The 15,358-nt window shown below is 74.8% G+C and carries 10 protein-coding genes; 4 read left to right on the top strand and 6 right to left on the bottom strand.

The window, feature by feature from the left end; genetic code table 11:
- Positions 1–40 precede the first annotated feature (40 nt).
- Positions 41–1,054 carry a hypothetical protein gene (locus RKE29_RS05025; protein WP_312003804.1) on the top strand — a complete coding sequence of 338 codons (1,014 nt, stop codon included), beginning with the start codon at positions 41–43 and terminating at the stop codon, positions 1,052–1,054.
- A gap of 126 nt (positions 1,055–1,180) precedes the next feature.
- Positions 1,181–2,557, top strand: a complete 1,377-nt coding sequence (locus tag RKE29_RS05020; RefSeq protein WP_312003803.1) for a cytochrome P450 — start codon at positions 1,181–1,183, stop codon at positions 2,555–2,557.
- Positions 2,558–2,878: 321 nt separating this feature from the next.
- Here the strand turns inward: RKE29_RS05020 and ispG are convergent, their stop codons facing one another.
- From ispG to RKE29_RS04995, 5 genes are all read right to left on the bottom strand, one after another.
- Positions 2,879–4,009, bottom strand: coding sequence for a flavodoxin-dependent (E)-4-hydroxy-3-methylbut-2-enyl-diphosphate synthase (ispG, locus tag RKE29_RS05015; RefSeq protein ID WP_312003802.1), 1,131 nt, complete (start codon positions 4,007–4,009; stop codon positions 2,879–2,881).
- Positions 4,006–5,856, bottom strand: coding sequence for a 1-deoxy-D-xylulose-5-phosphate synthase (locus RKE29_RS05010; protein WP_312003801.1), 1,851 nt, complete (start codon positions 5,854–5,856; stop codon positions 4,006–4,008). Before RKE29_RS05010 ends, ispG begins: the two co-directional genes overlap by 4 nt.
- Before the next feature lie 212 nt (positions 5,857–6,068).
- Positions 6,069–7,436: a hypothetical protein gene (locus RKE29_RS05005; protein WP_312003800.1), complete on the bottom strand. Its 1,368-nt coding sequence runs from the start codon at positions 7,434–7,436 to the stop codon at positions 6,069–6,071.
- 1,198 nt (positions 7,437–8,634) lie between these two features.
- The gene (locus RKE29_RS05000; RefSeq protein WP_312003799.1) at positions 8,635–10,170 is read right to left on the bottom strand and encodes an AarF/UbiB family protein; all 1,536 of its coding nucleotides are present in this window, start codon (positions 10,168–10,170) and stop codon (positions 8,635–8,637) included.
- 135 nt (positions 10,171–10,305) lie between these two features.
- Entirely contained in the window at positions 10,306–10,512 is a 207-nt protein-coding gene (locus RKE29_RS04995) for a hypothetical protein (protein ID WP_312003798.1), read from the bottom strand.
- A gap of 523 nt (positions 10,513–11,035) precedes the next feature.
- Here RKE29_RS04995 and RKE29_RS04990 point away from each other — a divergent pair.
- Positions 11,036–12,079 carry a polyprenyl synthetase family protein gene (locus RKE29_RS04990; RefSeq protein ID WP_312003797.1) on the top strand — a complete coding sequence of 348 codons (1,044 nt, stop codon included), beginning with the start codon at positions 11,036–11,038 and terminating at the stop codon, positions 12,077–12,079.
- A gap of 359 nt (positions 12,080–12,438) precedes the next feature.
- Here RKE29_RS04990 and RKE29_RS04985 read toward each other — a convergent pair whose 3' ends face one another.
- Positions 12,439–14,175, bottom strand: a complete 1,737-nt coding sequence (locus RKE29_RS04985; RefSeq protein WP_312003796.1) for an alpha/beta fold hydrolase — start codon at positions 14,173–14,175, stop codon at positions 12,439–12,441.
- A 909-nt stretch (positions 14,176–15,084) separates the two neighbouring features.
- On the opposite strand from RKE29_RS04985, the gene RKE29_RS04980 reads away from it, so the two are divergent.
- Positions 15,085–15,267, top strand: coding sequence for a hypothetical protein (locus tag RKE29_RS04980; protein WP_312003795.1), 183 nt, complete (start codon positions 15,085–15,087; stop codon positions 15,265–15,267).
- Positions 15,268–15,358 lie beyond the last annotated feature (91 nt).

Below are 15,358 nucleotides of genomic sequence, written 5' to 3'. Positions count from 1 at the left end.
TCCGTCCGCTTCGCGCACTCCGCGAAGGAGGTTTTTCGCCGTGGCATCACTGAAGATTCCGACGTTCTCCGAACCTGAGTTCCCCTCGGTCAGCCCCCACGAGGAGCAGATCGAGGCGTACACACGCGACTACGCGGAACGCGTGGGCATGACGGCGACCCCTGCCGGAAGGCGGAGGCTCGACGCGGGCTACGGCCGCTTCGTCGCCTGGACCTATCCCGCCGCTCCCTTCGAGGACCTGGGCATCTGCGCTGAATGGCTCTTCGTCACCTTCGTCCTGGACGATCTGCACACCCTGCCCGCCTATGACTCGCCGGATGCCTGGTCTCCGCACCACCGCCGTCTCATGACGTTGATCGAAACCGGTCGGCACGAACAGGTAACGCGTCCCACCGCGTTCACCCGGTCCGTCGCGGACCTGTCGGAGCGGACCCGGCGCAAGGTGTCGGCGGCCTTCTACGAGAGATTCGCCCACCATCTGGACATGTTCTTCCAGGGATTCTCCAGAGAGTCGGAGAACCGCCGGATCGGGACGATTCCAGAACTCGGGAACTTCCTGGAGACCAGGCGCCTTTCGGTCGGCATGGAGTTCGGATTCGACCTCGTGGAATTCAGCCAGGGCTTCGAGGTCCCCGAGGCGGTCTACACCAGCCCCGGCTATCAGAGTCTCGTCGCCGCCGCGGCCGACATCGTCGCCTGGCAGAACGACGTCCACTCGCTCAAGCTCGACATTCAGCGCGGCGACCTGCACAACCTCGTCCTCGTCCAGCAGAAGGCGACCGGATCCGACCTGGACCAGGCACGTGAGATGGCCTGCGACCAGATCCGGCAGCGCATCGACGACTTCACCAGCGCCGAACACCGGCTCCTTGCGGCCCTGGCCGAGACGGATCTCACCGAGCCCGACCAGGCCAGGATCCTCGACGTCGTGGCCGGCATGCGGCAATGGGCCAACGGCTGCCTGCACTGGTACCGCACCACGACCCGCTACACGATCCCCGCCTCGTCCGCGGAGGCCGACCGGGAGCACCAGCACCTGGAAGCCATCTTCTGACGGGTGCAGCCCACGACGCCTGCCGGCGACGCGGCCGACCGCGGACTCCGCCCGCGGTGCGGGCGGTACCCGCCCAGGCCGGCCCCGCCGTCTCGCCGACGACACGCGAACAAGGATGCGCGACCGATGATCCACGACTCCGTGCCCACAGCACCGAGCGCCCTGCCGCTCCTCGGCCACGCCCTGCCGCTGATCCGTACGCCCCTGGCCTTCGTGCGGTCGCTGCCCGCCCACGGGGAGCTGGTCCGTATCCGGCTGGGCCCCCTTGCCGTGATGGTGATATGCGATCTGGACCTGACCCGGCAGGCCCTGCTCGACGACCGCGTCTTCGACAAAGGGGGCCCGCTCTTCGACCGCATGCGGGAAGTACTCGGGGACGGTCTCGCCACCTGTCCGCACGGTGAACACCGCCGACTGCGGCGGCTCGCCCAGCCCGCTTTCCATTCCGCCCGGCTCCCCGGCTACGCCCAGGCCATGACCGCCCGCATCGACGAGGTGATCGGCTCCTGGCACGCGGGACAGACCCTGGACGTCCTCGCCGAGATGATGACGCTCACCTCCAGGGTCACCGCCGCCACCATGTTCTCCGGCACCCTGCCGCCAACCGAGCAGGGCCAGATCCTCGACGACGTGACCACCGTCCTCAACGGGGTCTTCTGGCGCATGTTCCTGGTCCCCCCGCTGGACCGGCTCCCCACCCCGGGCAACCGCTCCTACGAGCAAGCCCGCGCCCGCCTCCGGGACACCTTCGACCGGATCATCGCCCAGCGCCGCGCCGAGGGCACCGACCACGGCGACCTGCTCTCGGCCCTGATCGCGGCCCACGACCCCGAAGACCACGGGGGCGGTATGACCGACGCGGAGATCAGGGACACGATCGTCACCTTCTTCATCGCCGGGACGGAGTCCACAGCCTCCAACGTGGCCTGGGCGCTGGACCTGCTCGCCCGGCACCCCGAGATCGAACAGCGGCTCCACACCGAGGTCGACGCCGTCCTGGGCGGTGCCCCGGCGGTCCACGCCGACCTGCCCCGCCTGGAGCTGACCGGGCGTGTCATCACCGAAACCCTCCGGCTGTACCCGCCGAACTGGCTCTTCACCCGCACGGTCACCGCCGACACCCGCCTGGGCGGACACCTGCTGCCCGCCGGGACCACCGTCGCCTACAGCGCCTATCTCATCCACCACCGCCCCGACCTGTACGACCGGCCCGAGGTCTTCGACCCCGACCGTTGGGACCCCGGGCGCCCCCAGCCGCCCCGCCACGCCTACCTCCCCTTCTCCACCGGCGCCCGCAAATGCGTCGGCGACACCTTCGGCATGAACGAGGCCACCCTCGCCCTCGCGACCATCACCGCCCGCTGGCGCCTGACACACTCCCCCGGCCACCAGGCCCGCCCCGTCCCGCGCACGACATTGCGGCCCCGCGGACTGCGCATGCGCGTCACGCCCCGCACCACGGCCGGCACCCGAGACCCGCGCCCTATCGAACGCCTGCCCTAAAGGCTGTCCCGTAATCCCTGGTGGATCAGCGAGCGGCGTCAGATGCGGTCAATCGCAAGGCGGCGGAGCGTCCGAATAGTGGTTCTATTCGGACGTTTCGCCAACGCCGCGAGTGGCCGTAGCTGGCGTCGGGAGCCCGCCAGGGATTGCGGGACAGCCTTTGGTACGGGACCGCACGGCGATGTCCGGCGCCCTGGCCAGGCCGACGGCAGCGGCCCGGCCGAGGCGGCGCCGTGTCTCGCGGGGCCGACCCCGAAACTGCTCCTGAAGGCTCCTGCGCGGCGCAGGCGAAAGCCTCGGTCCCGTACCGGGCCGGGCGCGTCAGGGCGCCGGGTCGGTGGCGGGTGCCAGGCGCAGTGCCTCCTCGACCAGGGCGTCGACCACCTTGGTCTCGGGAACGGTCCGTACGACCTCTCCCTTGACGAAGATCTGGCCCTTGCCGTTGCCGCAGGAGACGCCGAGGTCGGCTTCGCGTGCCTCGCCGGGGCCGTTGACGACGCAGCCCATGACGGCGACGCGCAGCGGGTGGGGGAAGCCGTCGAAGGCGGCTTCGACGCGGGCGGCCAGGCGGTGGATGTCGACCTGGAGGCGGCCGCAGCCGGGGCAGGAGACGATCTCCAGCTTGCGGGGGCGCAGGCCGAGGGAGGCCAGGATGTGGCAGCCCGCCTTGACCTGTTCGACCGGCGGGGCGGACAGCGAGACGCGGATGGTGTCGCCGATGCCCTCGGCCAGCAGCGCGCCGAAGGCGACGGCCGACTTGACCGTGCCCTGGTAGGCCGGTCCGGCCTCGGTCACGCCGAGGTGGAGGGGGTAGTCGCACGCCCCGGCCAGCAGGCGGTTGGCGGCGATCACGGTCAGCGGGTCGTGGTGCTTGACCGCGATCTTCAGGTCGGTGAAGCCGTGCTCCTCGAACAGCGAGCACTCCCACAGGGCGGACTCCACCAGGGCTTCCGGGGTCGCGCGCCCGTACCTGGCCAGCAGGCGCGGGTCGAGGGAGCCGGCGTTGACGCCGATGCGGATCGGCACCCGGGCCGCGGAGGCGGCGGCGGCGATCTCGCCGACCCGGTCGTCGAACTTCCTGATGTTGCCGGGGTTGACGCGCACCGCGGCGCAGCCGGCGTCGATGGCGGCGAAGACGTAGCGGGGCTGGAAGTGGATGTCCGCGATCACCGGGATCGGCGACTTGGCCGCGATGGCGGGCAGGGCCTCGGCGTCGTCCCGGCCGGGCACGGCCACGCGGACGATGTCGCAGCCGGCGGCGGTGACTTCGGCGATCTGCCGCAGGGTGGCGTCCACGTCCGCGGTGCGCGTGGTGGTCATGGTCTGAACGGAGACCGGCGCGCCGCCGCCCACGGGCACGCGGCCGATCTGAAGGCGCCGGGACGGTCGGCGCGCCGGGGTGGTGGTCCCGGGCGGGGCGGGGGCGGGGGCGTCGGGGCGGCCGGGGTTCATCGGGCGCTCCGGGCGGTCGCCGGGGCGGCCAGGCCGGGTCCGTCCGGCCGGTCGGTCAGGGCGCGCAGCACCGACCGGGCGATGCCGGGGCCGTCGAGGCCCGCCTCGGTCAGGAGGGTGTCGCGGGCGCCGTGCGGGACGAACGCGGGCGGCAGCCCGAGGGTGAGCACCGGCGTGGCGACGGCAGCGTCCCGGCAGGCCAGCGCGACGGCGCAGCCGAAGCCGCCGGCGCGGGTGCCGTCCTCGACGGTGACGGCCAGCCGGTGGCGGGCGGCGAGGGCGGGCAGGGCGGGGCTGACCGGGAGCAGCCAGCCGGGATCGGCCACGGTGACGCCCAGCGCGTGGCTCTCCAGGGCGCGGGCGGCCTCCAGCGCCGCTCGGGCCAGCGGGCCCGCCGGGACCAGCAGGACGTCCAGGGGACGGCGGGGGCTGCGGTGCAGGATGTCCGTGCCGTCGATGCGCGCCGCCGGATCGACCTGCGGCCCGGCCGCTGCTCTGGGGATGCGCAGGAGGGCGGGGCCGTCGCGCAGCGCGGCGGCCTCGCGCAGCAGGAGCCGCAGCCGGGTGGTGTCCCGGGGGGCGGCGATCCGCAGGCCCGGCACCGCGCCAAGGGTGCTCACGTCCCACATGCCGTGGTGGGACGGGCCGTCGGGGCCGGTGATCCCGGCCCGGTCCGCGACGAAGGTCACCGGCAGCCGGTGCAGGGCCACGTCCATCAGCATCTGGTCGAACGCCCGGTTCAGGAACGTCGCGTAGACGGCGACCACCGGGTGGTAGCCGGCCAGGGCCAGGCCGGCCGCGGAGGTGACGGCGTGCTGCTCGGCGATCCCGACGTCGAAGACCCGTTCCGGAAACCGGCTCGCCATGGGCGCGAGGCCGGTCGGCCGCAGCATGGAGGCCGTGACCGCGACGAGGTCGGCGCGCTCGGCCGCCAGGTCCGCCAGCTCCTGACCGAAGACCTCGGTCCACGACGGTGGCGCCGCGGCGACCGTGCCGGTGCCGGTGCCGGTGCCGGTGGCAGAGTGCCCGGCGCTCACCGCGTGCAGGCGGTCGGCCTCGTCCGCCTCGGCCGGCCCGTACCCTCTGCCCTTCTCGGTCACCACGTGGACGACCACCGGGTGGGCGAGCGCCCGCGCCCGGCGCAGCGCGCTCTCCACCTCGGCCGTGTCATGGCCGTCCACCGGGCCGAGGTACCGCAGGCCCAGCGCGGTGAACAGGTTCCGGCGCGCCTGCGCGGCGCCGCCCCGCCTGAGGTCGGCCAGGTGGGCGGCGAGCGCTCCGCCGGTGGGGGCGTAAGAGCGGCCGTTGTCGTTGAGCACCACGACCACCGGACGGTCCGGCGCCGCGCCGAGGTTGTTCAGAGCCTCCCAGGCCATGCCCCCGGTCAGCGCCCCGTCGCCGATGACCGCCACCACCGCCCGGTCCGGCTCGCCGCCCAGGGCGCGGGCCTTGGCCAGTCCGTCCGCGTACGACAGGGCGGTGGAGGCGTGCGAGTTCTCCACCAGGTCGTGCGGGGACTCCGCCCGGCTCGGGTACCCGGACAGCCCGCCCCGCCGCCGCAGCCGGTCGAAGTCCGCGCGGCGCCCGGTCAGCAGCTTGTGGACGTAACTCTGGTGGCCGATGTCGAAGACGATCGCGTCCCGCGGCGAGGCGAAGACGCGGTGCAGCGCGAGGGTGAGTTCGACCACGCCCAGGTTCGGCCCCAGGTGCCCGCCTGTCGCGCACACCGCCTCCACCAGGAAGCGGCGGATCTCCGCGGCCAGCGCCGGCAACCGGTCCGGCGGCAGGGCGCGCAGACGCTCCTCGTCCGGGACCGTGTCGAGTAGGGGCCAGACCGGGGTCGCCATGGCGCACGCACATCCTCACAGTAGGCCGGGAGCCGCCGACCGCCCGAGACCGGCGCTCGGACCGGCTCGCGGCTCGGTGTCCTCCAGCAGAACGCGGCCGGGCGACGGCGCGGAACGGGGCGGCGGCTCGTACCGGATGAATGTGCTGAACACCGCCGTCCCCGCGGGCCGGGGCCCGGCGGCCCGCAGGCCGCCGGGACGGCGTACGTCCGTCAGACCAGGCGCCGGGGGGCCGCACGGCGTGGCAGGGGGTGCCGGCGCAGGAGGTCGCGTACCGGCTCGCTGCCGCGGTACCCGGACAGCCGACGGCGCAGCAGGGCCAGGTCCCGGGCGGTACGCGCGGATTGCAGCCGCAGGCCCTCGGCGAAGGCCGAGTCGGCGGCCTGGCACGCCTCCGGCACGTCTCCGCGCAGGAGGTGCAACTCGGCCAGCGCCGCACCGGCCAGGACGCGCGGCCGGTACTGGCCGCCGTCCCGGTGCTCCAGGGACGTCTGGAAGGCCGCGACCGCGCCGTCGGTGTCCCCCAGCGCACGCCAGGTCCGCGCCTGCTGGAAGGCCAGGGCGGCGAAGGGGTACCGGACGAACGGCCCGGCGCTCCCCGCCTGCTGTGCCTGGTGCGCCTCCAGGGCGGCGTCCAGGTCGGCCAGGGCCGCACGCCGCTCACCGGCCCGCGCTCGGGTCACGGCGCGCTGGGCGAGCAGGAAGGACCGGATGCCGGTCTGCCCGCGCGGCACCGGAACCTCGCAGGCCGCCGCCGCCAGCCGCAGCGCCGCGCGGTGGTGGCCGAGCGACTGGGCGTGCGCGCTCATCGCGCGTACGGTCACCGCGTACAGGTCCGGGGCGTCGGCCTCACGGGCCAGCCGCAGGGCCAGGCGGTGGTAGCGCTGGGCCAGATGGTGGGCGAGGTCGTCCACGCACGACTGGGCGAGCAGGAAGGCCAGCTGGGCCGCACCGCGCAGCAGGCGGCGGTGCGCCTCCTCGCCGCTGTCCGCGCGCAGCCACCCGGTGACCTCCTCGCGCAGGTAGCAGCTCAGGCTGCGCCGCGCGTGCGCCCCGCCGAAGGAGGTGAGGGCCTGGTGGAAGGCCCGCGCCATGCGCTCCACCTCCTCCGCCTCGGCCGTGCCCACGCGGTCCGCGGCCTCCCTGGGCGACCGGGGCCGCGCCGGGTGCGGCGCCGTCCACGGCGTCGGCCGCGCCAGGGCGGCCTGGTAGGGCGTCGCCCGCAGGTCGGCGGCGCGGCGGGGGTCGGCCTCGGCCGCGCACAGCTCGGACACCGCCGCCGCGCCCTGGCACCCGTCGGCGGCTGCCCCTGACGCGTGCGGACCGTCGCTCCAGCCGAGGTCGGGTGGGGTGATCGCCCGGTTCAGACGCCGGGTCAGCGCCTCGGCCACCAGCCGCGCGGTGTGCGGGCGGGGCTGGACTCCACAGAGCCAGTGGGAGACGACGCTGCGGTCGTGGGAGACGTCCCAGCCGTTCTCGGCGGCGATCTGCGCGACACAGCGCAGCAGTTGGGCGTGTGACCAGTCGGCCTCGGCAAGGGCGGCACGCAGCGAGGCGTTCGGCTGGCGGCGGTTCGGCATCGTCTCGGGCCTTTCGTACGGGGGCGGTACGGGCCACCCGGCGCGGCCGCGCTCCGGCTCACGCCAGGTCGCCCGCCGCCCGCGGGAGCCCGGCCGCGCACGGGGGCGCGGCCGGGGGCCGCCCTTCCCGTACTCCGCGGAGCGCAAGGGGGCGCAGACAGGGAGGCACGACATCACCGCGCTCCGCGGCCCGTGCGTCCGAACGCGCCACAAGGACGGGAACGGAAGCGCCACTCCCTGTTCCCACCCGTCTCGGCCTGCGCATGTGTCGGTGCGCCTACGCACGGGGCGCCGACGCGCGGGGCACCTCGCGTCCGGCCCGTCCGCGCCTCCCGGGCCCAGCCACGGCCGTGGACGACGACGCCCTCCGGGAGCCCGGCGCCGGTACGCCGTCCGGGTGAATCCGGGTTCCCGCCCTCCCGGGGACGCTCTGCCGTGGCAGGAGGCGGCGCTACGGATACACCTATGGAAGATCCGTTCATCACCGCCGCCCTCAGGACCTCGGCCCCCGGTCGTGGCCGCCGCCCGGACGGCCGGAAGCCGGGCCTCCGTACGGACCTGAACGGCCTCGTGCCGGACGGCGGGAACCGCCCCCCGCCGAAGCGGGGCCGCGCCGGCCGCGGACGTGATCCCGCACAGCGGGTGGCGACGGCTCGCCCCGCGCGGCCGGACAGCGCCAGGTCCGGCGAGCACCCGGCGCGCGCCGCCGCCCCCCGCCTTGAACAGTCGGCCGGCACCGAAAGTCGCGCGCGCTCGACCGTCCGCCGCCTGTCGTACTCCGGACGGCTGCCGCGAAGCCTGCCGCTGGACGCGCTCGGGGCGCGCCCCGGGCCGCAGGCCGTCGCGGTGTCCACCCGGACTCCCCCATGCGGCGGTTCCTCGATCCGCCGGGCGCCGACGGCCGCCTGGACGCTTCGCGGTGGTACGCGGCAGCAGAACGTGGCGGGCGCCACTGGACAGAACCCCTGACCGGGACGGACCCGTGCCAGGGCCAGGCACCCGGCCACGGGCCGACGACGTACCGGTGGGACGGTCCGCCCCCCGGCGACCAGGTCGGCGGGGGGGGCGGACCGCCACGGGAAAGGCGGGAGCGGGCGCGGGACGGCTCCCTTCCGGCGGCGCGCGACCGCCGACGCGACCGCGCGCCGCAGCGGAACGCCGCGGTGCGGTCTCAAGGGCCGGTCCGAGGGGTGGCGGGCTACGGCCGGCGGTGGTGCCGCCCTTGCGTCCACCAGTGGACGGCGGCCAGCGCGGCGGCCGCCCGGAGCGTCTTCTTCCAGCGTGCGTCCGCCCGTTGGTGCAGCGGGGACAGGTCCCCCTTGCTGACGTCGCCCACCTGGACGGCGAGTTCGTGGTTGGCCAGGTCGCGGGCCAGGTCGCGGGCCTGCCCCGGCAGGTGCAGCGCGCCGAGCAGCAGTTCCAGGCCGGTACGGGCGAGCTGGACCTCGGACAGCGCGTCGCGCGCGTAGCCGAGCAGGATGTCCCGCAGGTTGTCCTGGAAGACCTCGATGACGCGCAGTTCGGGCGCGAGACAGCGCACGGAGCCCTCCAGGTTGGCGAAGGACTTGCCCAGGATCGAGACCATGGGGCTGGTCTGGATGCCGCGCCGCGTGGCGCGGGTCAGCGCGCGGGTCAGGGTGGCCCCGAAGTCCAGTTCCTCCAGCGAGGCGGTGGCCACCTGCGGCACCAGGGCGGTCATGTCCTGGATGAAGGCCCCGACGTCCGCCCAGGGGGTCGCCCTGCCCATCTCCACCCAGGACCTGGCCAGCGCCGTGCCGTCGTTCTGGGCGACGCTCAGCAGGCTGAGCACGAGGGACATGCTCAGCCGCCGGTCGACGCGTCCGACCATGCCCCAGTCGATGAGGGTGGCGGGCTGCCCGGGCGCGACGAAGACGTTGCCCGGGTGCGGGTCGGCGTGGAAGGTCAGGTCGGTGAAGTAGCCCTGGAACATGAAGGACAGCAGGTCCCGGCCGATGGCGGCGCGCTGCTCGTCCTTGAAGGCGTCCCGGTCGGCGTCCCGGATGACGGTGCCCGGCGCCAGACTCTGGATCATCACCTTCTCGGTCGCGTCGACGACGCGGGGCACGTCGAGGTGCTCGAAGCGGCGCGCGGCGGCGCGGCCCCGCTCGGTGTTGCGTGCTTCGACGGTGAAGTCCAGCTCGGGCCGCATCGCGTCGAACACCACGCCCAGCATGGCGTCGACGTCTATGGTGGCGCTGAACCGGGGGGCCCGCCGGGCGAAGAAGCGGGCGGCCCTGCGCAGCATTCTCATGTCGTCCTCGACGACCGGCCGGATGCCAGGCCGCTGGACCTTGACCGCCACCGGAGTGCCGTCGGCCAGCGTCGCGGCGTACACCTGGGCCAGGGAGGCGGCGCCGAGCGGCCGCTGTACGTCGAAGGTCCGGAACGCGCCGCGCCACCCGTGCCCCAGCGCCTCCCGGAGGACCGGCTCCATCGCCGCGAACGGCAGGACGACCGCCCTGTCGTGCAGACTCTCCAGCTCGTGTGCGACGGCCGGCGGCACGATGTCGGGCCGGGTGGACAGAATCTGCCCGACCTTGACGTACAGCGGTCCCAGCCGCTCGAACGCCTCCCGGACCGACACCGCCCGGCGCTGCTGTGCCGAGGCCCCGCCGGGGTCGCCCGCGCGGGCGGACCGGACCGTCTGAGCGGCCTCCTCCGCCACGAGCTGACGCGCGACCTGAGCCAGCAGGCGTGCGCGGGCCACGCTCATCGGATGCCTTCCTCGTGCCGGACCGCCGCGTCGGTCGGCGGCCGGCCCGCCCAGCCGTCCAGCGGTGCCGGCTGGGCGGACCACCCGCCGACCGGGCCGGCCGCGGGTGCTGGTGCCTGCCGTCGGGTGGGCGGTTCAGTGGGCTTCCGCCGGGACAGCGGGCCGCGACTCCTCGTGCTCCGCACGGTCGTCGCAGTCCCCGTCGTGCCGGCGCCCGTCGCAGTCGTGGCAGTCACAGCACGGCCGGGGTTCCACCATGCGCTTCAGACAGCAACGGAAGTCGCGTTCGGCGCAGGCCGCCCGGTCCAGGCACTCGTCCGCGAGGTCGTTCCAGGCATCCATCACCTTGCGGATGAAGCGGGTTATTCCCGAACAGTTTCTGCGATGCCCGCATTTCCTGGGAGGTGGTGTGTGAGACATCGGACTCCTTCGGTCATCAGCGTTCCAGGGGAGGCGCGGGCGCCCCGTCCTCGGGCGCCGCGGTGTCCGGACGCCCTCGGAGGGGCGGGGGAGGCGGGCACCGGCGCCTCTGGGCCGCCCCCTCCTGCCGGCCCGGCGTCCCCAGCCCGCCCCCCTCCAGCAGACCGTGGCCGTGCGTGCCGGGGAAGCCGCCGGCCGCGGTCCACGGGTGAACGTGCTGAACGTTTCCGCGAATCCCCGCGGCGCACCAGTCCGGCGTCGCCCGTGGCGCGGGCGTGGACGGCTGCGTTCAGCGTGTTCACACCGTCTCGGTCGGGCGCGTGTTCCCTCCCCGCCGCGGCCGGGGTGTGATGGACCGGACCGGCTCCCACGGGTTCGCGGGCGGTGTGCCCGACGCGTCCGGGGCACACCGTGGACCGCGGGGCCGGTACGTGAGGAGGGGCTGATGTCCGCCATGCCGGTCGACCAGGTGTCCATGCGCCGTGGGCGGGAGTTGCTGGCCCGGGCCCGGCTCGACGTGGAACCGGGCCTGCGGGCCTGGGCCGACCGGCTGCCGCCCCGGGTGCGCCCGCTGGCCGGTTACCACCTGGGCTGGCTGGACGAGCACGGCCGCGCCCGGGCGGCCGCCGCGGGCAAGGCGGTACGTCCGGCGCTGGCGTTCTCCTGCGCCCGGGCGGTCGGCGGGCCGCCGTGGCACGCGGTCGGCGCGGCGGTGGCGGTGGAACTGGTGCACGCCTTCTCCCTGGTCCACGACGACGTCATCGACCGGGACGAGACCCGCCGGCACCGGCCCACGGTGTGGAAGGCGTTCGGGATTCCGGCCGCCGTGCTCACCGGGGACGCGCTGCTGGCGCTGGCCGGCCGGGTCCTGGCCGACGCCTCCGGCCCGCGGTCGGCCCGGCAGGTCGCCCTGCTGGCGGACGCCGTGATCGAGCTGGTGGAAGGGGAGGCCGCCGACGTGGCGTTCGAGACCCGTACCGACGTGACCCTCGTCGACTACCTGGCCATGGCCGGCGGCAAGACCGCCGCGCTGATGGGCTGCGCCTGCGCCCTCGGGGCCCTGGCGGCGGGCGCCGACGAGGCACGGGCGGACCACCTGGCCGCCTTCGGCCGCCATCTGGGGCTGGCGTTCCAGATCGTGGACGACCTGCTGGGCATCTACGGCGACCCGGCCGTCACCGGCAAGCCGGTGGCCGCCGACCTCGCCGCGCGGAAGAAGACCTATCCCGTCCTGGCCGCCCTGGCCTCGGACACCCCGGCCGGCCGGGAGCTGGCCAGCCTGTACGCCGCCGACACGCCGATCGCCGGCGACCGGCTCGCGCAGGCCACCCGGTGGGTGACCGAGGCGGACGGCCGGGCGCTGGCCGAGCGCGCCGCGGAACGGGAACGGACGCTCGCGTTCGCCGCGCTGGCCGCCGCCGACCCGGACCCTGACGCCGCGGGGGATCTGACCGCGCTGGCCCACGTGCTGGTCCACCGGGAGGCGTGACGCCCGGGCCCCGGCCGCGCACCGCCGTATCCCTGCCGCCGGCGTCCGCGCGGTCGAAGCCGCGGTCCGCAATTCCTTCGCAGGGCTTCCGAAACAGGTCAGCCGACTGTCAGCCCTCGACCTCGGGCTGCACCAGCGGTACGAGGACGACATCCTGACGTTCCACGAATACAAACGCGTCATCACCACCGTGGACACCGACGCGGTCACCCGGCGAGTCCGGGGCGAACCGGCCGACCAGTTCAGCGTCAACGGTGCCCGCGCCCTGGTGAGCGCGTCCGGGGGGCCGCCGGGCCGGGGACGCCGCGCGGGTGCTCGTCCGCTGCCCGCAGACCGCCCGCTGGGCGCGCCCTGCCGCGTCAGCCGGTCGGCAGGTCCAGGTGGCTCTCCCGGCCCGCGGGCGAGGTGAAGGCAAGGGTGGTGTCCGGCTGGTTGGCGTTGTCGTAGAAGGGGTCCGCGGTGGTGAGCACCAGCAGCACGCGCCACCCTGAGGGAACGTCGAAGCCGGTGGCCTGGAGGCTGATCTCGGCGGTGGCGGGGCGGCCGGCCCGGTCGTGGTGCGAGGTGAACGGGGCGTGGGTGACGATGTGGCCGCCGCCGACGGGATCGGCGGCGAAGAGGTAGGCGACGAACGTCGTCTGGTCGGCGGCGGGGACGTAGGTCAGGCGCAGGACGGGGACGCCGCGCAGCCGCAGCCCGCGCCGTCCCGCCGGCCCGGTCTGCCAGACGGCGGCGCGGCTGCGGAAGGCGCCGGCGTCGAAGCGGTTCGTGGCGTACCGCTTCGGATGCGCGAACCTCTCCTGGAGGCCGGTGACGAGGAGGGCGTCCGCGACCCTCGCGGGCGTACCGGGGCCGCCCGTCAGCACCGCCCTGCTCCAGCCGCTGGACCGCACGGGGCTCAGCGCTCCGCGGCCCCGCGGGCCGCCCGGCGCACCCAGGTAGAGCCGTTCGGTCCGGTCGGTGAAGGCGTCCCACGTGGCGTGGGTCTCGACGGCACGGGTGTACATGACCTCGCTGGTGACCTGGTCCTCGGTGTCGACGCCGTTCCGCTCGCCCTTGAGGAACCGGTCGAACCAGCGCCGGGCGTCGGTGAGAACGCGTTCGCTCGTGATCCCGGCGACGCTCGGCAGCTCCACCGCGAAGTGGTCGCCGATGCCCGCGTACAGGCGCTTGGGGCCGCGGAGGGCGTTGAACAGCCGCAGGGTCTGGTTGGGCGGGAACACCGTCTCGTGCCACGCCTGGACGTAGAAGACCGGCACGCGCCGGGCGTTGAGCCGGTCGACGACGGTCAGCGGCGCGCGTGCCCGGGCCCAGGCCAGGGCCTCCTCGATGGGCCTGCCGCCCAGGATGTCCTCGAACGCCTTCTGCGTCTCCGGGGCGAGCCGGCCCTCGGTGGGGACGACGCGCAGCAGGAGGATGGCCGCCAGGTGCCGCGTCTCGTTCTCGTACTGCGCCTCGACCAGGTCACCCCAGGTGCTCATGGCGACCACGGCGGACACCCGCGGGTCGTGCGCGGCGGCGAGCTGGCCGATGCCCGAGCCGTAGGACTCGCCGAGGAATCCGGTCCGGGTGATCCGGCGCGGCAGCCGCTCGTCCAGGAAGTCCAGGGCCTTGCGCGCGTCGGCGACGTCGAGGGGACCAGCCCCTTCCACCTGTCCGGTGGACGCGCCGAAGCCGCGCGGCGTGTAGGCGAGGACGTGGTAGCCCCACTGCTGGAACCGTGCGGCCAGCGCCGCGAGAAGAATCCAGCCGATATCGGTCCACCCTCCGGGCATGACGAGCGCCGGGCGGGGCCTGTCGTCGGGGTGGGTCCACAGGGCGCCGTCGAGTTCGGCGGAGTCGGCGCCGGGAATCCGTACCGTCTCGAAGCCCAGGGCCCGCACCCGGATGACCTCCTCCGCCAGGTCGTCGGGCAGCAGGCCGGTGTCACCGGTCCGCAGTGCAGCCTTCAGGACGGACAGCCTCAGCTCGTCGACGGACACGAGCGGTCCGTCGGAAGACGAGAGCCGGCTGCGGTCGGCCAGGGCGGCGACGGCCGCCAGCAGAGGGGAGGAACCGAGGGTGTCCGGCGGTTCCTCCGGGGGCGGTGTCGGCATACCGGCGAGACCTTCCTTCCTTGCGCGTGGCGGTGTTCGTCGCGGCGTTCGCGGGGGCGGCGTTCCTGACGGCCCGCGCCGCCCGGATGCGCGGCCGCGTGGCGATACGGATCCCGGTGGCGGGCGCACGCTCACGGCGCCCTTCCGAGGGCGAGGACGGCGTTGCGGCCGCCCGACCGCCGAGGCGGACAGGGCCGGGCGCAGCCGCCGGGACCGGGCCTCGGCGACCAGGGCCGCGCGGATCGCGGACTTCGGCCGACTGCCGCGCGGATGCGGCTTGACGACGTGGTAGGCGTCCGGGGAGGCGCCGTACCCGCACAGCCCGGCGCGGGTACGCGCGCCCGGGCCGCCTCTCGGCTCGCGGCTCGGCGGTACGGCCGGCGGGCGTTCCCCTCCAGGGACGGTGCCGGGCCGGGGACAGACCGGGATCGCCATGGCGTACACGCATCCTCGCAACAGGCCGGTAGCCGCCGACCGCCCCGGGGACGGCGGGGAGACAGCCGGCGGTGGTGCCCATCAGCACACCCCGGCCGGACGGGAGCGGGGAACGCAACGGAGGCGCTTACCGGGTGAACGTGCTGAACACCGCCGTCGCTGCCGGGGCGGTGTCGAAGGCGGCGGCGAGGTCCCGGACCCGGGCGCGGGGCGACGGGTCGCCGGCCGGCTCTCCGGGGCGCAGTGGCCCGGAGTGGCTGCCAGGCGCCGGCGGCGGGCGGCCCGACGGCTGTCTGACGCACGCCGGTGACCGACGCGGCGGGCGCCCCGTGCGCCCGGCGTCGGCTGCGAGGCGTCGAGAGGCGTCGAGGCCGTCGTCCGGGCGCTCGCTCGCCTTCCCGGCGGCCGAGCGCGCGGTCAGCCGAGGCCGGTGGATATCCGCGGGGGCGTGCGGCCGCTGGTCTGCGTGATGAGGTGATCGACGACGTCGTGCAGGCTGCGTCGGCGGGTGAACGCCGCCCGCTGCCGGTCGCTGCCGTTTCCGGTGGTGGTGAGGTGCCGGATGAGGGCGGTGAGCGGTTCCAGTTCCCCGTGATCGAGCAGGGCGGGACGGACCCGGTCGACGAGGAGTGCGGGCTTCTATCTGGTATTCGGTGAACTCGCTGGTGACGGAGGCGTCCTCGCGGCCCATGGCACGTTCGAGCGCCGCCGGGCTGGTGGGCCATACCGAGCGGGTCCGGGAGTGGAC

The sequence above is a fragment of the Streptomyces sp. B1866 genome, from assembly GCF_031932565.1.
In the GTDB taxonomy this organism is placed as follows: domain Bacteria; phylum Actinomycetota; class Actinomycetes; order Streptomycetales; family Streptomycetaceae; genus Streptomyces.
This window is presented reverse-complemented; position numbering and strand designations above follow the sequence as displayed.

What these genes read in the sequence shown, in the direction of transcription:
- ispG (WP_312003802.1), bottom strand. Translation starts at nt 4,009, where the DNA reads ATGAACCCCGGCCGCCCCGACGCCCCCGCCCCCGCCCCGCCCGGGACC.
- RKE29_RS04990 (WP_312003797.1), top strand. Translation starts at nt 11,036, where the DNA reads ATGTCCGCCATGCCGGTCGACCAGGTGTCCATGCGCCGTGGGCGGGAG.
- RKE29_RS05020 (WP_312003803.1), top strand. Translation starts at nt 1,181, where the DNA reads ATGATCCACGACTCCGTGCCCACAGCACCGAGCGCCCTGCCGCTCCTC.
- RKE29_RS05010 (WP_312003801.1), bottom strand. Translation starts at nt 5,856, where the DNA reads ATGGCGACCCCGGTCTGGCCCCTACTCGACACGGTCCCGGACGAGGAG.
- RKE29_RS05000 (WP_312003799.1), bottom strand. Translation starts at nt 10,170, where the DNA reads ATGAGCGTGGCCCGCGCACGCCTGCTGGCTCAGGTCGCGCGTCAGCTC.
- RKE29_RS04985 (WP_312003796.1), bottom strand. Translation starts at nt 14,175, where the DNA reads ATGCCGACACCGCCCCCGGAGGAACCGCCGGACACCCTCGGTTCCTCC.
- RKE29_RS05005 (WP_312003800.1), bottom strand. Translation starts at nt 7,436, where the DNA reads ATGCCGAACCGCCGCCAGCCGAACGCCTCGCTGCGTGCCGCCCTTGCC.
- RKE29_RS04995 (WP_312003798.1), bottom strand. Translation starts at nt 10,512, where the DNA reads ATGGATGCCTGGAACGACCTCGCGGACGAGTGCCTGGACCGGGCGGCC.